Raw genomic sequence first — 17,203 nt, 5'->3', positions numbered from 1 at the left:
CCTCTTATGCCTCGACGAAGCCCAGATCCAGCAGCCGGGACACCACGCGCTCGGCCGCACGACCATCGTCCTGGCCGTTGAACTGCTTCCGCCACGCGGCGTAGCGTTCAGCGAAGAATCCGGGCAGCGAGTCATCCATCAGCGCGTCGGCGAGTTCGTCCTGCGTCGTCACCAACGGCCCCGGAGCGCGTTCGGCGAGATCGAAATAGAATCCGCGGAGCTCTCCACGGTAGTGATCCAGGTCGGGCACCATGAAGTACATGGGCTTGCCCGTGACGCTGTAGTCGAACATCACTGAGGAGTAGTCGGTGATGAGCGCATCGGCGACGAGCAGCAGTCGTGCCGTATCCGGAAAGCCCGTGACATCGATCACGCGCGCACCCGACTGGTCGCGCCCCGGTCGCAGGGTGCGCGAATGTCCGCGAACCAGCACCACAGCATCCGTCTGCTCTGCCAGAAGCTGGGGGTCGACGAAGTCGACGATCTCGCTGCGGTCGTCGCGCCAGGTCGGTGCGTACAGCAGCACCTTCTCCTCTGCACCGATGCCCAGCGCCTTGCGCGTCGCCGATCCATCATCCGTGGTGAGCACGTCGTTGCGCGGATAGCCGTCGGTCCAGATCGGCTTGCCGAAGAACGCGTATGCCTTCTTCAGGATGCGCTCGGAGTAGGTGTTCTGCGCGAGCAGGATGTCCCAGCGACGAGACTCCTTGACAACGGCGGCCATCCGTCTCGGATCGAACCCGCGCCGATGCAGCGCGAGTCGCTTGAGCGGCGTCCCATGCCAGGTCTGCAGCACCTTCTGCCCGCTCTTGCGTGCGAAGCGCCGGCGCATCCAGTCGTTCACGACGAGCAGTCGAGCAGAGCCGCGTGCACGCCACCATTCCGGGCTGCCCTCGATGACCGCGATCGCGCCGTCGGGTACGGCTATCGACAGGTCGACCACGCTCCAGTACCTCGTGACCTTCGGCGCGCGTGCGGCAAGCTCACGGTCGATCGCGCGCGGATTGCAGCCGACGCTCTGCCCGTAGAAGCTCTCGAAGAAGACGGCGTTCTCATCGCCGCCGGCCTGGGCGACGTAGCGCTCCTCCAGCGTCGACTGCCCCTCGCTCGTCTCGTAGATCAGCGCGAGCGGTGCCGCGATCTCGACGTGTGCACCGTGCAGCGCGATGCGCATGCTGGCGAGCAGTTCGGGACCGATCTCGATGTCGTCGAGATCGACGCCGTCGACGCGCAGCTCATAGGAACCCGATGGCAGCGGCAGCGCCTCTCCCGTCCAGCGGACACCGCGCAGCGGAACCACCGCTTTCCACGTCTTGCCGCCACCGGTGATCTTCGCCACCACCCGCGCCCGTGGACCCTCGAGGGTCGCCGAGCCCGGCTTGGGCCCCGTGCCTGCGATGATCAGCGTCTCCGCCAGCTCATCGATCCGGGCAGTCGTCATCGTGCTCCCTTCGGCGAGGGGATCCCCCGCGCGCGGATCACCTGGTACACACGACGGCTGTTATGCCCATCGCGATATGCGTGCATCTGTGCGCTGAGCGTACTGGAGCGCTCCGAGCGCGCGGTGAACACACCGTCGTCCGTGAGCAGCAGTTCCAGCTGCGCGAGAAGCGCGGCCCAATCCTTCACCGCGTCAGTGCCTGCGACATCCTCGTATCGTCCGTAGAACCCCCGAGTGCGGGCGTATTCCTCGGCATCCGGTGCGAGATACAGCACCGGCATCCTCAGCAGCCCCACGTCATACGCCAGCGACGAGTAGTCGGTGATGAGCGCGTCGATCCCTGGCAGTGCGGGTGTGACGTCGGCGACCAGGTCGGAACCCAGCATCCGCACGCGCCTGCTGGGCAGCGGAGGCTGATACGCCCCGGCACCGAGCGGATGCGACCGCACGAACAAGACGGCGTTCTGAGCCTCGAGCAGGGCGATGATCTTCACCCATTCCGCCGCGGTCGGCACGGCGACGTCATCGGCGCCGTCACGCCAGGTCGGCGCGTACAGCAGTGTGCGAGCGCCCTCGGGAATGGAGCCGGTCGCCTCGATGAGAAGAGCGGATGCCGTCTGCCTACGCTCTTCGTCGGTGCCGGCGGAGAGCACGTCCACGCGGGGCTCGCCGGTGACGACAACGCGGGCATCACCCAGCGCGAACGCGGACTCGAGCCGCCCGCGCGATCGATCGGATGCCGCCGGCAGTATCCTGATGCGCTGTGCAGTGCGGCGGTACAACAGGCCGACCACACGTTGCAGGAGCCCGGCTCCTGGAACGTTCGGCACCTGTGTGGTCGCGGGAGAATCGAGTCCGATGCGCTTGAGCGGGATGCCGTGCCACAGTTGTACGACGAACCCGCCGGCGACCGCGTAGCGGTTCACATCGCCGAGTCCGTGGGTCACGACGAGCACACCGGCCCGCGCCGTCGCCCACCAACCGCGGGGCGACGACTTCGAGATCGTGCGGATGCCGAGCGCCGCCGCATCCGTGCGCTCACGCGCAGAAGAGGTGAGCCACACGGCGTCGTGCCCCTCAGCCAGCGCGAGCTGCCAGAGCGCGAGTGCGCCATCGCCGATCCCGGCGCCGCAGCCGAACACCCAACGATGCCCGCGCGGCACGAGCCGAGCGCCGATGCCTCCGACGGCATACGACGGAATGCGCATGAGCTTCGCCGCATTGCCGGAGCCGAAAGAGAAGGACGCCACCCCGCGAGCCTATCGCGGGGTGGCGTCCTTCTCTGAGTATCCGGTGGTTCCAGCCGACCTTCGTGTGATCAGAGAGCGAGTTCGCCCAGTGTCACACCGATGTCGTACGACTTGCCGTCGCGGACGTACGTGAGGGTCGCATCACTGCCTGCGGCCGCCGCACGGACCTGGGCGGTGAGGTCGCTGGCGCTCCCGATCGGCGCGCCGTTGAACGACGTGACGATGTCGCCCTCGCGCAGACCGGCGGCCTCCGCCGCCCCGCCGCTGACGGGCGCGTCGGCGATGTACGCGCCGGCGACCTCGGCCCCCTCCACGGAGGAGGCGTTGCTCACAGAAGCGCCGAGCAGACCATGCGTCGCAACGCCGTCTTCGATGATCTCCTCGGAGATGCGCTTCGCGACGTTCGACGGGATCGCGAAGCCGACGCCGATCGAGCCGGACTCCTCCGCACTGCCAGCCGTCGCAATGGCGACGTTGATGCCGATGAGCTTGCCCTCGCTGTCGACGAGCGCGCCGCCGGAGTTGCCGGGGTTGATCGCCGCGTCGGTCTGGATCACTGCGATCGAGATCGACTCCGTCGCGCCCTGAGTCTCGGCACCAGGAAGGTCGAACTGGAACGGACCGCCCTCCTGCTCGGACTCGTCGCCATTCTCCTGATCCTGCTCCGCCGAATCCGGCAGAGCAGCCGATGCGATCTGGATGCTGCGGTTGAGCGCACTCACGATACCGGTGGTGACGGAGTTCGACAGACCGAGAGGCGCACCGACAGCGACAGCCGTGGACCCGACGTTGAGCGCGGACGAGTCGGCGAAGTCGATCGGCGTCAGGTCTTCCGCGCCCTCGAGCTTGATGACAGCGAGGTCGTAGATCGGGTCGGTGCCGACGATCGTGGCATCGTAGATGTGGCCATCGGAACCCGTGACCCGGATCGCAGGATCGGCGGCGGCGCCACCGAGGGTGACCACGTGCGTGTTCGTGAGCACGTAGCCGTCCTTACTGATCACGACACCCGAACCGCTGCCGGAGCCGTTCTGAGCGGCGACCTCGATCGTGACGACCGACGGCAGCACCGTGGTCGCGATCGCCGTGGTCTCATTCACAGAGCCAGGGTTGTTCACGGTGATCGTGTCGGTGCCGGTCGCGGTCGTGCCGTTCGGCTGTGCCCAGAGGTTGCTGCCGAGGTAGCTGCCACCGAGTCCTGCCGCGCCGCCGACGAGCGAGGCGGCAACGATGAGAGCCGCGACCTTGCCTGCGCCGAACGGCTTCTTCTCCTTGGTCTTCGCCTGGGCCGGCGTGCCTGTGTCGCCGGAGTCGCCTGCAGTTCTTGCGGCACGCTCTCCGAACAGGGGTGTGGTCGGCTGGTCGGTGCGGTTCTGATCGGCGTGGTGCACCGGGTACGTCGGCACGGGGATCCCGAACGCCGCACCCTGGGGCGATGGATGCCTGCGCGATGCTTCCTGGGGCGATGAGGGCGTCGGTGCTTCCTGGGGCGTCGGGGCCTGATGCGACGCGAACGACGCAGGCATGTCGTGGCCGGCCACGCTGCCGACCGGCTCCTGCGGCGCAGGCTGCTCAGACGACGCGGACTCGTTGATGTTCTTGTCTTCGTTCATGGTCTGCTCCTTCAACAAGTTCAGAGTGCCGCTTGTAGCTGTGCGTTCGTTATGGTCAGGGTGAGCGCCGGCTATGGCCTTAGCCTGGTTTGCATGAGTGCTATTCCCGGCGCCTGGCGGCGCACTGCAGCAGGGGCAGGCCTGCTTTCTCCTGACGGCGCTGTCGCGCCCACCATCTTCGCAGAGATGTCTGCGTCCGCGATGAGAACCGGCGCCATCAACCTCGGGCAAGGCTTCCCCGATGAGGACGGTCCCGCCGAGGTGCTCGAGGCCGCCCGCGAGGCGATCTCGCAGGGGATGAACCAGTACCCACCCGGGCGCGGGTTCGCCGACCTGCTCGAGGCGATCAGCGAGCACCAGCGCAGGTTCTACGGGTTGGAGATCGACCCGGGGACTGAGGTGATCGTGACCGCCGGGGCGACGGAAGCACTCACGGCCACGCTCCTCGCGCTGATCGACGGTCCCGATGACGAAGTCGTCGTGTTCGAGCCGTATTACGACTCATACGCGGCTGCCGTGGCACTCGCCGGTGCGCGGCTGCGCACCGTTCCCCTGCGCCTGCCGGATTTCCAACCGGACCTTGACGTGCTCGCGGCATCCGTCACCGATCGCACACGGATCATTCTCGTGAACGATCCGCACAACCCGACCGGCGTCGTGTTCTCGCCGGAGGTGAAGGCCGAGATCGTTCGCCTCGCCCAGCAGTATGACGCGATCATCGTCACCGACGAGGTGTACGAGCACCTCACGTTCACGTCTCCGCACGTGCCGATCGCGACGATGCCGGGGACGGCCGAACGGACAATGACGATCTCGTCCGGTGGCAAGACCTTCTCGGCCACCGGATGGAAGATCGGCTGGGTCCACGGCCCTGCCGACCTCATCACGGCGGTGCTGACCGTCAAGCAGTACCTGACCTATGTGAACGGCTCGGCTTTTCAGCCGGCGATCGCCGTCGGCCTGCGGATGCCCGATGCGTTCTTCACGGAGGCTGCGGCCACAATGGCCCGTAAGCACGCGATTCTGGAGGCCGGGCTGCGCGACGCGGGATTCGAGGTGATCGCACCGCAGGGCGGATACTTCACGGTTGCCGACGCATCCACTCTGGGCGGGGCGGATGCTGCTGCCTTCTGCCGTGCACTGCCGGACAAGGCCGGCGTCGTTGCGATCCCGCTGGAGGCGTTCGTCAGCGCGGAGCACCGTGGCGACTACGCCGGCCTCGTGCGCTTCGCCGCCTGCAAGCGCGTCGAGGTGCTCGAGGAAGCCGCGCGGCGGTTGGCTGCCGCGCAGTTCTGAGGTCTCGCGCGGGGCGGGGGGGGCACCTGGCGCGCAGCCGCGTTTGGTCTCGCGCGCGCGTCGCAGGTGGCCTGACGCAAGTCACGTGTGGGCTCGCCGAAAGGAGCTTCTCGCACGTTTCCCGGTGATCGGAGATGCGAGAAGCTCCCATGACTCGTCCTGCACAGGTGCGAAGTCGAAGAAGTTCTCCTCCGAACGCGCTTATGCGGCATCCGGCGGGACGTTTCGTGGCGAGGATGGCCGCATGCGCCATCGAACGCCTCTGCCCCGTCGCCTCGGCGACGTCTTCCGCATCTCGGATGCTGCGACAGCCGGCGTCGGGAGGGGCAGGGCGAACGCCGGCGATCTGCATCGCCCGTTCCCCGGCATCCGCGCCGTGGAGACTCCGACGGCCTTCCTCCAGCGCGTCGAGTGCTTCGCGCCGCGTATGCGGGACGGACATCGATACTGCGGTGTGACGGCCGCGCGCGTCTGGGGTCTTCCATTGCCGTGGCATTGGACGCCATCCGAGTCGCTGCAGATCACCGTTCCCGCCGATGCCTCACCGCCACGCGTGTCCGGCGTACGCGGGCAAAGGGTCGCCGCCGACCGCGGGCAGACCTACGCAGTCGGCGGTCTGAGCACGATGGATCCGGTGTCGACGGTCGCACTCCTCTCGCCGCGACTCGACGTCGAGCACCTCGTGATGCTGGATCCGATCGTCACACGGTCGCAGCGGTACCCCGGACTGCGAATGGTGCGTCCGTTCTGCTCGATCGACAGCATCCGCTCGCAGCTCGACGCGCTCGGCGCTTTCCCTGGAGTGCGGAAGGTAAGCGAGGCGCTCGAACTCGTGAGAGCAGGAGTCGATTCCCCGAAGGAGACGCAGGCTCGAATCGCGATCATCGACGCAGGGCTGCCGGAACCTGTCGTGCAGCACGCCGTTCACGATGCGGGCCAGCTCGTGGCGACCGTCGATCTGGCCTATCCGAAGCTGAAGATCGCGATCGAGTATGAGGGTGACGGTCATCGCACTGACCGTGATCAGTGGCGCATCGACATCCAACGTCAATGCAGGTTGGAGGAGCTCGGGTGGATCGTCATCCGCATGACCGAACTCGATCTGACGTCGGGCCGCAGCGCATTCCAGAGCCTGCTCAGCCGCGCCTTTCACGCTCGCTGCCCACTGATCATGGGTCACGGCGTCATGCATCGAGCGGGTCGCTCGCACGAAGGAGCTCTTTGCATCCCCGGGAGCTGATCTCACGTGCGAGAAGCTCCCATCGACGCCACGTGCGGGAGACGAATCCGCTCAGCGCGGGACGACGCCGTATCGGCGCAGCCGCAGCACCGGATTCACCTCGCGCACGTCGGTGACGGCATCCTTCGTGAGATCCGCAACGGCGATGCCCTCTCCTGTGCCCGCCCCCGCGAGTACGACGCCCTGCGGATCGACGATCTGCGAGTGCCCGACGCCGATCGGCGGCGGATGGTCGGCCGAGACCACGTAGACCGTGTTCTCGATCGCGCGCGCAGCGAGCAGCGTCGTCCAGTGGTGCTCTTTGAGAGGTCCGCGAACCCATTCCGCCGGAACGACGATGACGTCGGCGCCTGCATCCACGAGCGTGCGAGCGACCTCGGGGAACCGCAGGTCGTAGCAGGTCATCATCGCGATGCGCAGTCCCCCGGTCTCGAGTGTCTGGGGAGCGCCCAGCTCCCCCGCCTCGATCCAGTCCGACTCGGTCTGCCCGAACGCGTCGTACAGGTGCTGTTTTCGGTACGTCGCGCGCAGGCCCGTGGCATCCACTGCGACGAGAGTGTTGCGCACCCGCTCCCGTGCCGATTCCACGAGGCCGGCGACGATCGTGACATCATGAGCGGACGCCGTCGCCTGCAGCGAGGCGACGAAATCTCCGTCGAGCGGTTCTGAGTTCTCAGCCAAAGTCGCATCCATCGGGTCGACGAAATAGCTCGAGTACTCAGGGAACACCACCAGGCGCGCGCCCCTCGCTGCGGCATCCGCCGTGAGCTGCGCGATGCGGCTGCGATTGTCCGCTCGCGAGGCCGTGGGGCTGAACTGGCAGACGGCGACGGTGAGTGCGGGGATCTCGGACATGCTTCCATCCTCGCGCAGTTTGCCCGTGGTTAACCAGCGCCGAAACCCGTGTTAGGCTAGTAGACGTGCCGCGGGGTGGAGCAGTTCGGTAGCTCGCCGGGCTCATAACCCGGAGGTCGCAGGTTCAAATCCTGTCCCCGCAACGAGAAGCGACACAAGAAAGGCCCCTGATCAGGAGAAATCCAGATCAGGGGCCTTTCGCCTTCCCTCCTCCGCCTTCCCTCCAGGCCGGAGATGACCGCTGATACACGAAACGGGCGCCCCTCGCGGAGCGCCCGTTTTTCGTTGTGTCTGGCCTACTTGGCGGACTCCAGAGCCAGCAGCTCGGTGATCGCGGCCGTGAGGCGCTTGTCGGCTTCGGCGAACGCGGTGAGGTCACCGGCCTTCAGAGCCGCCTCGCGGTCGGTCAGCGCTTGCTGCGCGTCGGCAAGGGCCTCAGCGCGGGCGTCCGTCCCGGTGCCCGGATCGGGCTCCGTGGTTCCTGGATCCGTCGTCCCCTCTTCCGGCGGGTCCGTGCCGTCACCGGGATCGACCGGCGCCACTTCCTCGTCGCCACCGCTCGCGCCGGAGTCTCCGCCGAAGATCACGTCGAGCGCCGCGGAGAGAGTGTCCTCGAAGGCGATGCTGTCTCCGAACGTGACCAGCACCTTCTGCAGCAGCGGCAGCTGAGTGCCCTCGGACGACTGCACGTACACGGGCTGCACATAGAGCAGACCGCCACCGACGGGCAACGTCAGCAGGTTGCCGTACTTGACCTCGGACTTGCCCAGCGTCAGCACGTTGAGCTTGTCGGCGATCGTGGTGTCGGAGTCGAAGGTGTTCTGCACCTGCCCTGGACCCGGGACCGTCGTGTCGGCGTCGATCTCGAGCATCCGCAGCTGTCCGTAGCCTTCTGCCTTCTCGCCCTCGGTGGCTCCGGCATCCGAATCGACCGCGAGGTAGCCCATCAGAACGTTACGACTCGTCGTGCCCTGCGAGGACGCGGGGATGAACGTGGAGAACATCGAGAACCGCGGCGAATCCTGCCCCGGCATCTGCATCGACAGGTAGTACGGCGGCTGCAGCTGGGTGTCGTTGCGCGGATCGTTCGGCGTCTGCCAGCGGTTGTCCTGCTGGGCGAACGAGCCGGCGGTGTCGACGTGGTACACACCGAGGATCTCGCGCTGCACCTTGAAAAGGTCGGTCGGATAGCGGACGTGGCTCATCAGATCTGCCGACATCTCACTGATCGGCTCGACGGTCGACGGGTACACCTTCTGCCACGCCTCGAGGATCGGGTCCTCGTCGTCCCACGCGTAAAGGGTCACCGAGCCGTCGTAGGCGTCGACAGTGGCCTTGACCGAATTGCGGATGTAGTTGATGTCGTCGATCGCGAAGTTCGGCGCAGCCGTGTTCGAATCAGCGATCGCATCCTGCAGGCTCACGCTCGTCGAGTACGGGTGCGTCGAGCTCGTCGTGTAGCCGTCGACGATCCAGACGACGCGACCGTCCACGACGCTCGGGTACGGGTCGCTGTCGAGCTCGAGGTACGGCGCGACCTTCTGCACACGGGTGATCGGGTCGCGGTCGTAGAGGATCTGCGAATCAGAGTTCACGAGGTCGGAGAAGAGTATCTCCGCCTCCTGGAACTTCAGCGCGTACAGCAGCTTGTTGAATGTGCCGCCGACGCTCGGACCGCCATCGCCCTCGAAAGTGTTCTTCGTCTCGTTCGCGCCGTCGGTGCCACGCGGATAATCGATCTCGACCGGATCCGTGCCTTCCGGCGCTCCCACGATCGAGTACAGCGGCGAGCCTTCGCCGAAGTACACCCGCGGCTCATAGTCCTCGCTCTCCGTGAGGAAGCCGGAGGACGGGATGCCGCGTTCGAGGAACACCGGCTCACCCTCACTGGTGCGCTGGTTGCCCGCGGCGGCCACGAGTCCGTAGCCGTGGGTGTAGACCGCCGTGCGGTTGTTCCAGCTGTTGCTGTCACCGAGCTTGTCGACGTTGATCTCGCGCACCGCAACGACCGTGTCCTGCGTTTCGCCGTCGATGTTGTAGCGGTCGACATCCAGGGTCTCCTGGAACTGGTAGTAGTTGCGGAACTGCTCGAGCTGCTGCACCGTCGGGCTGATGATGCTCGGGTCGAGGATGCGGATGGATGCCGTGGTCTCAGCATCGTTGCGCAGCTGCCCCGCCTCGGCGGTGGTCTCCGCCTTGAACGGCGTCACCTCGAGATCGGCGATGTCGTAGGCGCTCTTGGTGCCGTCGATGTTGCGCTGGTAGAACTCGGCCTGGAAGCTGTTCTGGTTCGGACGCACCTGGAAGGTCGTCACGACCCACGGGTAGCCGATTCCGACGACGAGGGATGCCACGATCAGCAGGCCGGTCGCGACGAGCGGGAAGCGCCAGCGACCGATGATGGCTGTGACGAAGAAGAGGATGGCGACGAGCGCGGCAAGGATCGCGAGGATCGCCATGCCAGGGATCGTGGCATTGACGCTCGTGTACGCGGCACCGGTGATGCGGTCCTCAGTGGTGACGAGCGTCTTGTAGCGGTCGAGCCAGAGACTTGCGGCCTGCACCAGCAGGTAGAGCCCGGCGAGCACGGCCAGCTGGATGCGTGCCGGCTTCGAGATGCGCAGCTCTCCCTGGCCGATTCGCACAGAGCCGTACAGGTACGACACCAGCGCCGTGACGATCAGCGACAGCAGGAGGACGGCCGAGACGAACGCCAGCAGGATCGAATAGAAGGGCATCGCGAACAGGTAGAACCCGGTGTCCATGCCGAACTGCGGGTCGACTTCCCCTGTCGCGCCGCCGTTGAACCACAGCCAGACGGTCTCCCAGTTGCCCGCGGCAGCGAACCCTGCGAACAGGCCGAAGAATATCGGCATGCCCCACATGGCGAGGCGGCGCAGCGGCTCGATGACCTCCTGGTACCGGTCCAGCTGCGAACTCAGTCGCGCGTAGACCGGGCGCAGGCGGTACGCCAGCTGGATCACGATGAACAGCGGCACCGCCATCCCCAGGAACCCCACGACGAACATCGACGCGGTGGCAAGCCACTGCGTGGTGAGAACGTTCGCGAACTGCAGCTGGTCGAACCAGAGGAAGTCCGTGTAGAGAGACGCGAAGACGAAGAAGGCAGCGATGATCGCTGCGATGATCACCAGCGATATCGTGATGATCCGTCGTGATGTGCGGGGCGTGGCCGGATTCGGCGCCGAGGTCGTGGTCACGCCTCCATCCTATGCATGGCGCGTGGATGAGTGCTGTGCCTGGGCTGTCGGTCGGGTCACGATCCGCTCTCAGCGCAATGTCACTGCGCAGGCGCCGCACATGTGGGCAGTGCGTCGACGTCGCCGTCGTTCGCGATCACCTCGAGCGCATCGAGGGACTCTTCGAGCGTCGCAGTGCTGATCGCCTGCAGCCCATCCGGGACATGTCCGACGACCTCGTCGCAGTTGGATGCCGGGGCGAGGAAGTAGTCGGCCCCCGCGTCGACCGCTCCGTACAGCTTCTGCCTGATGCCGCCGATCGGACCCACCGTGCCGGCCGCGTCGATCGTGCCGGTGCCTGCGATGTCGTTGCCACCGGTCATCTCCCCCGGCGTGAGCTCGTCGATGATGCCGAGCGCGAACATCATCCCCGCGCTCGGCCCACCCACGTTGTCGAGCTGGATGGTCACGTCGATCGGGAAGTCGTACTCGGTGGTCAGCGTGATGCCGATGAGCCAGGTGTCGACGCCGCCCTCGGTGTGGAGCTCCGGCGTGAGTTCGACGCCGATCGGCTGCTCGTCGCCGCGGAGCACAGTGAGTTCGACAGTCGTCCCCTCGGCATCCTGGATCGCAGCACGCAGTTCGGCCGCACTGGTGACCTTCGCGCCGTCGATCTCCGTGATGACATCGCCTTCTTCGAGCACTCCGTCCGCCGGGGAACCGTCGACGGCATCGACGACCTTCACCTCGGCGCCGGTGTCGTAGCCCAGTTCGTTCAGTGCCGCGGCAGTCGCCTCATGCTGTGAATCGACCATCAGCGCCGCGTTGCGCTCATCGCGATCCTCGTTCGTCACGCCCTCGGGGAACACCGCGTCGATCGGTATCACGGCGCGAGACGAGTTCATCCAGGCGAGCGCCAGTTCGAACCACGACGGCGTGCGCTCCCTGTTGCCCACGACCTGCACCGTCAGCAGGTTGAGGCTGCCGCTGGTCTCGAACGTCGCTGCGCCGTCGATCGCGATGAGCGGCACCTCTTCACCGTCCTCGCCCGCGGCACTGCCGAGCGTGTCGTACACGGGGCCGGGTCGCTGGATCACGTAGGGCGTGGGCAGGAAGGTGAGCACCACGAGAGCCATGAGCGCGACGATGAGCGCCCAGACGCCCAGGCCGACCCTGGGAATGCGCGTGTGAGCCAAGTGGATCCTCCGTCGTTCGCGACCGGCGTACAGCGATCTGCTCGCGTCGGGGTCGCGTGCAGAATCCTGCAACTAGCGTAGATGTCACGGCTAGCGACGTGCTGAGAGGCGACCGACATGGCAGACAACGACCCGAACCCAGAGGACTTCCACGAGTTCCTGCGAAAGATGATGTCCGGCGCGGGCGGCGGAGACTTCGATCTGAGCGCCCTTCAGAACGCCCTCGGCGGCGCTGATGGCCTCGAGATCGACCCGGCGATGATGGCCGGGCTCATGCGGCAGCTGCAGGGCGCATTCGGAGGCGACCCGTGGGAGAACACCCTGCGCCAGGCACTGCACATCGCGAATCGCGAGGGCCAGAGCATCACAGACGGCTCGCGTCACTCTCTCGTCGATGCCTTCGCGCTCGCGAATCTGTGGCTGGGCGAGGCGACCACGATCTCCGAGCTCGCCGAGAACCCTCAGGCGATGACGCGCGGCGAATGGGTCGAGAAGACGCTGCCGGTGTGGAAGGAGATCGCCGGCCCGGTCTCCACGAGCATCGCCGACGCACTCACCAGCGCGCTCGACACGCAGGTGCCCGACGACATGCGCGAGGCCATCCAGGGCGCAGGCCAGCTCATGCGCGGGCTCGGATCGTCGGTGTTCGCCGCCCAGTTCGGGCAGGTGCTCGGCAATCTCTCTCTTGAGGTCGTCTCGGGCGGTGACGTCGGCATCCCCGTGCTCCCGGCCGGCACGGCCGCGCTGGTCCCCCAGAACATCACCGCGTTCGGTGAGGGACTTGAGATTCCGGAAGATCAGATCGCCCTCTACCTCGCGACCCGCGAACTGGCCTACGCCCGTCTGTACCGGCACGCGAAGTGGCTGCACCTTCACGTCATGTCGCAGATCACCGACTTCGCCCGCGGCGTGACCGTCGACGTCGAGGCGCTCGAAGACGTCGCGAGCCGTCTCGACCCCTCGAACCCGGAAGAGCTGCGTGCGGCGATCGAAGGAGGCGCACTCCTGCCCGCACAGACCGAGGCGCAGCGCGAGGCGCTCGCCCGCCTGGAGAACATCATCGCGACGATCGACGGCTGGGTGGACGTCGTCACCGCAGAAGCCACATCGCGTCTTCCCGACAGCGTGCGGCTCGCAGAGGCCGCTCGCCGGCGCCGCGCGGTCGGTGGACCGGCGGAAGACGCACTCGGCGCGCTCGTGGGTCTCAAGCTGCGTCCGCGTCGGATGCGGGAGGCATCGGCGATGTGGCGGAAGGTGACGGATGCTGTCGGCATCGCCGCCCGCGATTCACTCTGGGACTACCCCGACCTGCAGCCGACGGCTGCCGACATCGACGACCCGACGGCGCTGATCGAACGGCTGCAGGCGCGCGCACGGGGCGAGGAGCCCGTGGCCGATGAGTTCGACGAGGCACTGACGCGGCTGCTGGCTGGAGATGACTTCCCCGAAGGCGACGACAAGGGCGACGACGACGGTGCTGCGGGCGACGACAAGAAGCCCGGGGACGACACGAAGTCCGGGGACGACAAGGGCAAGGACCCTGGCGCGAATCAGGGCGGCGAGACGCCGGTCTGAGCGACGGGCGTCCGGCAGGCCGGCCTCTCGTCCTGCACACCAGCCGACGTCGCGAGTTTGTCCACTGATCCGGTCCGGGACCCCCGCTGTGAGCCGCCCGTAGGCAGAATCGGTGCATGTCGCCGATCACACCTCCGACGCTGACGCGTCTCGATCCCGCCTATCCCCTGCTGTGGCGCGACGTCGACACCGTGCAGTTCGGATTGGAAGACGTCGTGCGGATCCCGGTGAGCGAACCGTGGGTGGACAGGCTGCTGCAGTCCTTGCGCGACGGATTCCGCCCGAGTGCCTTCGATGTGATCGCGCACGGCGCCGGCGCTCCCCGTGACGCTGCCCGAGAACTGCTCTCGGCGTTGAAGCCCGTGTTGCGCACCGACGAGCCGCCACTGCCTCGCATCTGGATCGAGAGCCTGAACATGGTCGATTCCCGCATCGCGGCTCGCACCGAGATCGCTCTGGTCGATGAGGGCTTCCGCACAGCCGATCGCGGAACCCCGCAGGCCGTGGCGGTCGTGCTGGTGGAGGGCGCGGCATCCGCTCGCCAACTCTCGAATCACCTGCGAGACGACGTCGCTCACCTTCCGATCGCTTTCGAAGTGGGCGGCACCACAGTCGGTCCGCTCGTCGTACCGGGTCGCACGCCCTGCCTGGCATGCCGCGACGGCCATGAGCGCGAGCGCGACCCGGCATGGCCGATGCTGCACGCGCAGCTGGTCGGCGCAGCATCCGGCCACATCACCGCCGCGCGCACTGCCGAGGCTGCGGCCCTCGCCGCACGTATCCTGGCAGAGCCGGGGCGCATGAGCAGATCCGTGCGGATCAGCCCCGACGGCCGCCGCGTGTGGCGTTCGCTGCGCTTTCACGCAGAATGCCGGTGCCGCGAGCAGTCGTTCCGATCTCCTGAAGGAAGCGAGACGGCTGCCGCTCCCCTCTCCCTGCCGCATGAGACCACGACAGGGACAGCGTACGAGCGGCGCGCGTGATGCCGACGTAGGCGAGACGTCGCTCCTCGTCGATCGCATCGAAACCGGTCGCGTACGAGATCGGCAGCGAACCTTCCGTCCACCCCGCCAGATGCACGTGCGGCCATTCCAAGCCCTTGGCCGCATGCAGGGTCGACAGTGTCACACTCTGGATCGTCGGTTCATGCTGGTCTTTCGCCCTCGCCATCAGGGTGTCGCTGAACGACCGGAGCGTGGTCTCACTCGGCGCCTCCTCCGCGAGGCGCAGAATGGCGCGGCGCGCCTCCCAGCCGTCGCGCTGGGCACCTCCCGCGGCCGGCGGCTCGTCGCTGAGACCGAGCTCGCGCAGCACCTTCTGCACGTTGGACAGGAATCCCCGCTCAGTCGGCGCGACGGATGCTCCTCGAAGTGCGAGCACGGCCTGACGCACCTCCGGCATATCGAAGAATCGTTTGCCGCCGAGCACGCGCGAAGCGATACCCGCCTCGCCGAGCGCCTGCTGGATCACGCCGGACTGCGAGTGCGCCCTGTAGAGCACCGCGATCTCGGACGGCGAGGCACCCGCGGCGATCCGGGCGGCGATCGACGCGGCGATACCGGCGGCCTCTTCCGTCTCGGTGCTGTATGCGGTGACGGTCGGCGCCTCAGCGGTGAGCGACTCACGAGCGGCAACGAGTTCGAGCGCACCGGCACGGCCGTTCATCAGCGCGTTCGCGGCCGCGAGAATGGGCGGCTGCGAACGGTAGTTCGTCTCCAGCCGCACGATCGTGGCGTCGGGGTAGCGTCGTCCGAACTCGAGCAGATACTTCTGGTCGGCGCCGGCGAACGAATAGATCGTCTGGCTGGCGTCGCCGACGACGCAGATGTCGCGCCGGTCACCCAACCACAGTTCGAGCAGCCGGTTCTGCAGTGGCGAGACGTCCTGATACTCGTCGACGGTGAAGTGCCGATACTGCTCATGCACGGATGCCGCGACGCGCGGCTCGGCCTCCAGCATCCCGGCGCACGCGAGAAGCACGTCTTCGAAGTCGAGCTGACGACGATCGTCCTTGAGCACCTCGTAGCCCTGCTGCAGCGCGGCGAGCTGCTCGGTGCCGATCCTCCCCACCGAGCGTCCGAGAGCGGCATGCTGCTCGATCGAGAGCATTGACACCTTGCGCCATTCGATCTCGCTGGCGACGTCGCGGAGCGTCGCGGTATCAGGGCGAAGCCGCAGCTGCTCGGCGGCCTGGCCGAGCACTCGCACCTTGTTGTCGATGATGCTCGGCGCGGGAGAGCCGGCGAGGGTCGGCCAGAAGAAGTTCAGTTGAGCGAGCGCTGCTGCGTGGAAGGTTCGGGCCACGACGCCCTCGATGCCGAGGCCGCGCAGGCGTCCTCGAAGCTCGCCGGCCGCCTTCGCCGTGAATGTGACGGCCATGACACGGCTCGGCGAGTACGCCCCCGTGTCGACGCCGTGCGCGATGCGGTGCGTGATGACCCGTGTCTTGCCCGTACCCGCACCGGCGAGCACCGCGACAGGGCCGCGCAGCACAGACGCCGCTTCCCGCTGTCGTTCGTCGAGGGCGTCGAGCGCACTCACTTGGACTCTGCGTTTCGACTCGTCGCGCTCACTCGACGACGCTCTCGCTCAGTGCAGCGGGCACCCGATCCTCGTACCAGCCTTGGATCAGCGCTCTCGCGATGGATGCCGGCCCCGGCAGTCCCACCGGGCCGTCGCCGCGGAGCGCGCTGCCGATCTCATCGCGCGTGAACCAGCGCACATCGATGATCTCCTCGCCATCCGGACGCGCGCGACGTTCATCGGATGCTGTCGCGCGGAAGCCGACCATGAGGGAGCGCGGATACGGCCAGGGCTGCGACCCGACGTAGCGGACGGAGTCCAGCCGCACGCCGGCCTCCTCCTCGATCTCGCGGTGCACGGTCAACTCCAGCGACTCACCAGCCTCGACGAACCCCGCGAAGCACGAGTACATCCGGCCGTGCCAGTTCGCGTTCGCGCCGAGCAGCAGCTTCTCGCCGTCCTCGCTTTCGACCGCGACGATCACGGCGGGATCTGTGCGGGGGAAGATGTCGTGCTGACACGTGTGGCATCGGCGCGACCAGCCGCCCTGACGCAGTTCGGACTCGGATCCGCACCGCGCGCAGAAGCGTGCATCGCTGAGCCAGCCGGCGAGCGCGATCGATTCCACGAGGAGTTCGGTGCTCTCCGGGTCGAGGACACCGCCGGCATCGCGCAGTCCGAACCATGTCTCGGCCGGCGCCGCATCGATCGAGTCTGCGGACACCACCTCAGCGGCGAGAAGGAGCGGGCCTGTGTCGCTGTGCCTGCCGAGCAGAGCCCACTGCGCTTCCGACACCTCGTCTGCGGCGACGGTGACCAGCCTGCCATCGTCGATGCGTACGCGACCGTCACGCACGACGATCACGCGCACATCACCGGATTCGCGCAGCGCCTCGAGGATTCCGGGCTCGTCGCGCAGGTGCGCGGCGCGGTCGAACAAGGCACGGCGGACAGTCATCGACTCCCTCTCTCGCAGGCGTGGCGTAGGCGCAACCGCACCCGAGCGGACCTAAC

At 67.1% G+C, this 17,203-nt stretch carries 11 protein-coding genes and 1 tRNA gene; 4 read left to right on the top strand and 8 right to left on the bottom strand.

The features are described 5' to 3' along the window. Positions 1-4: 4 nt before the first annotated feature. From HDC95_RS01675 to HDC95_RS01665, 3 genes are all read right to left on the bottom strand, one after another. Positions 5-1,441 (bottom strand): CDP-glycerol glycerophosphotransferase family protein, encoded by a 1,437-nt coding sequence (locus tag HDC95_RS01675; protein WP_259061446.1) that lies wholly within the window; start codon positions 1,439-1,441, stop codon positions 5-7. Continuing rightward, entirely contained in the window at positions 1,438-2,691 is a 1,254-nt protein-coding gene (locus tag HDC95_RS01670) for a CDP-glycerol glycerophosphotransferase family protein (RefSeq protein WP_259061445.1), read from the bottom strand. Before HDC95_RS01670 ends, HDC95_RS01675 begins: the two co-directional genes overlap by 4 nt. A gap of 68 nt (positions 2,692-2,759) precedes the next feature. Continuing rightward, entirely contained in the window at positions 2,760-4,304 is a 1,545-nt protein-coding gene (locus HDC95_RS01665) for a S1C family serine protease (RefSeq protein WP_259061444.1), read from the bottom strand. Between the two features lie 93 nt (positions 4,305-4,397). Here HDC95_RS01665 and HDC95_RS01660 point away from each other — a divergent pair, with 93 nt between their 5' ends. Both HDC95_RS01660 and HDC95_RS01655 read left to right on the top strand, forming a co-directional pair. After that, positions 4,398-5,600, top strand: a complete 1,203-nt coding sequence (locus HDC95_RS01660) for an aminotransferase class I/II-fold pyridoxal phosphate-dependent enzyme (protein WP_259061443.1) — start codon at positions 4,398-4,400, stop codon at positions 5,598-5,600. 244 nt (positions 5,601-5,844) lie between these two features. Next, entirely contained in the window at positions 5,845-6,840 is a 996-nt protein-coding gene (locus tag HDC95_RS01655) for a hypothetical protein (RefSeq protein ID WP_259061442.1), read from the top strand. Positions 6,841-6,891: 51 nt separating this feature from the next. Here the strand turns inward: HDC95_RS01655 and HDC95_RS01650 are convergent, their stop codons facing one another. Beyond that, positions 6,892-7,695 carry a carbon-nitrogen hydrolase family protein gene (locus tag HDC95_RS01650; RefSeq protein WP_259061441.1) on the bottom strand — a complete coding sequence of 268 codons (804 nt, stop codon included), beginning with the start codon at positions 7,693-7,695 and terminating at the stop codon, positions 6,892-6,894. Positions 7,696-7,764: 69 nt separating this feature from the next. Between HDC95_RS01650 and HDC95_RS01645 the strand changes: the two genes are divergently transcribed. Then, positions 7,765-7,838, top strand: a tRNA-Met gene (locus HDC95_RS01645). A 153-nt stretch (positions 7,839-7,991) separates the two neighbouring features. On the opposite strand, the gene HDC95_RS01640 is transcribed toward HDC95_RS01645, so the two are convergent. Together HDC95_RS01640 and HDC95_RS01635 are read right to left on the bottom strand one after the other, a co-directional pair. After that, a complete protein-coding gene (locus HDC95_RS01640; RefSeq protein ID WP_259061440.1) occupies positions 7,992-10,916 on the bottom strand; it encodes a UPF0182 family protein in 2,925 nt (974 codons plus the stop codon). An 80-nt stretch (positions 10,917-10,996) separates the two neighbouring features. Further along, entirely contained in the window at positions 10,997-12,031 is a 1,035-nt protein-coding gene (locus HDC95_RS01635; RefSeq protein ID WP_259062186.1) for a PDZ domain-containing protein, read from the bottom strand. A gap of 177 nt (positions 12,032-12,208) precedes the next feature. On the opposite strand from HDC95_RS01635, the gene HDC95_RS01630 reads away from it, so the two are divergent. Further along, entirely contained in the window at positions 12,209-13,666 is a 1,458-nt protein-coding gene (locus tag HDC95_RS01630; protein WP_259061439.1) for a zinc-dependent metalloprotease, read from the top strand. Positions 13,667-14,485: 819 nt separating this feature from the next. Here HDC95_RS01630 and HDC95_RS01625 read toward each other — a convergent pair. Both HDC95_RS01625 and nudC read right to left on the bottom strand, forming a co-directional pair. Next, a complete protein-coding gene (locus tag HDC95_RS01625) occupies positions 14,486-16,207 on the bottom strand; it encodes an ATP-dependent helicase (RefSeq protein WP_259061438.1) in 1,722 nt (573 codons plus the stop codon). Between the two features lie 28 nt (positions 16,208-16,235). Continuing rightward, positions 16,236-17,147 carry an NAD(+) diphosphatase gene (gene nudC, locus HDC95_RS01620; RefSeq protein ID WP_259061437.1) on the bottom strand — a complete coding sequence of 304 codons (912 nt, stop codon included), beginning with the start codon at positions 17,145-17,147 and terminating at the stop codon, positions 16,236-16,238. Positions 17,148-17,203 lie beyond the last annotated feature (56 nt).

It is taken from the genome of Microbacterium sp. AK031, assembly GCF_024807145.1.
Lineage (GTDB): Bacteria > Actinomycetota > Actinomycetes > Actinomycetales > Microbacteriaceae > Microbacterium.
The sequence above is the reverse complement of the archived record's forward strand: the minus strand, read 5'-3'. Positions and strand labels throughout refer to the sequence as shown.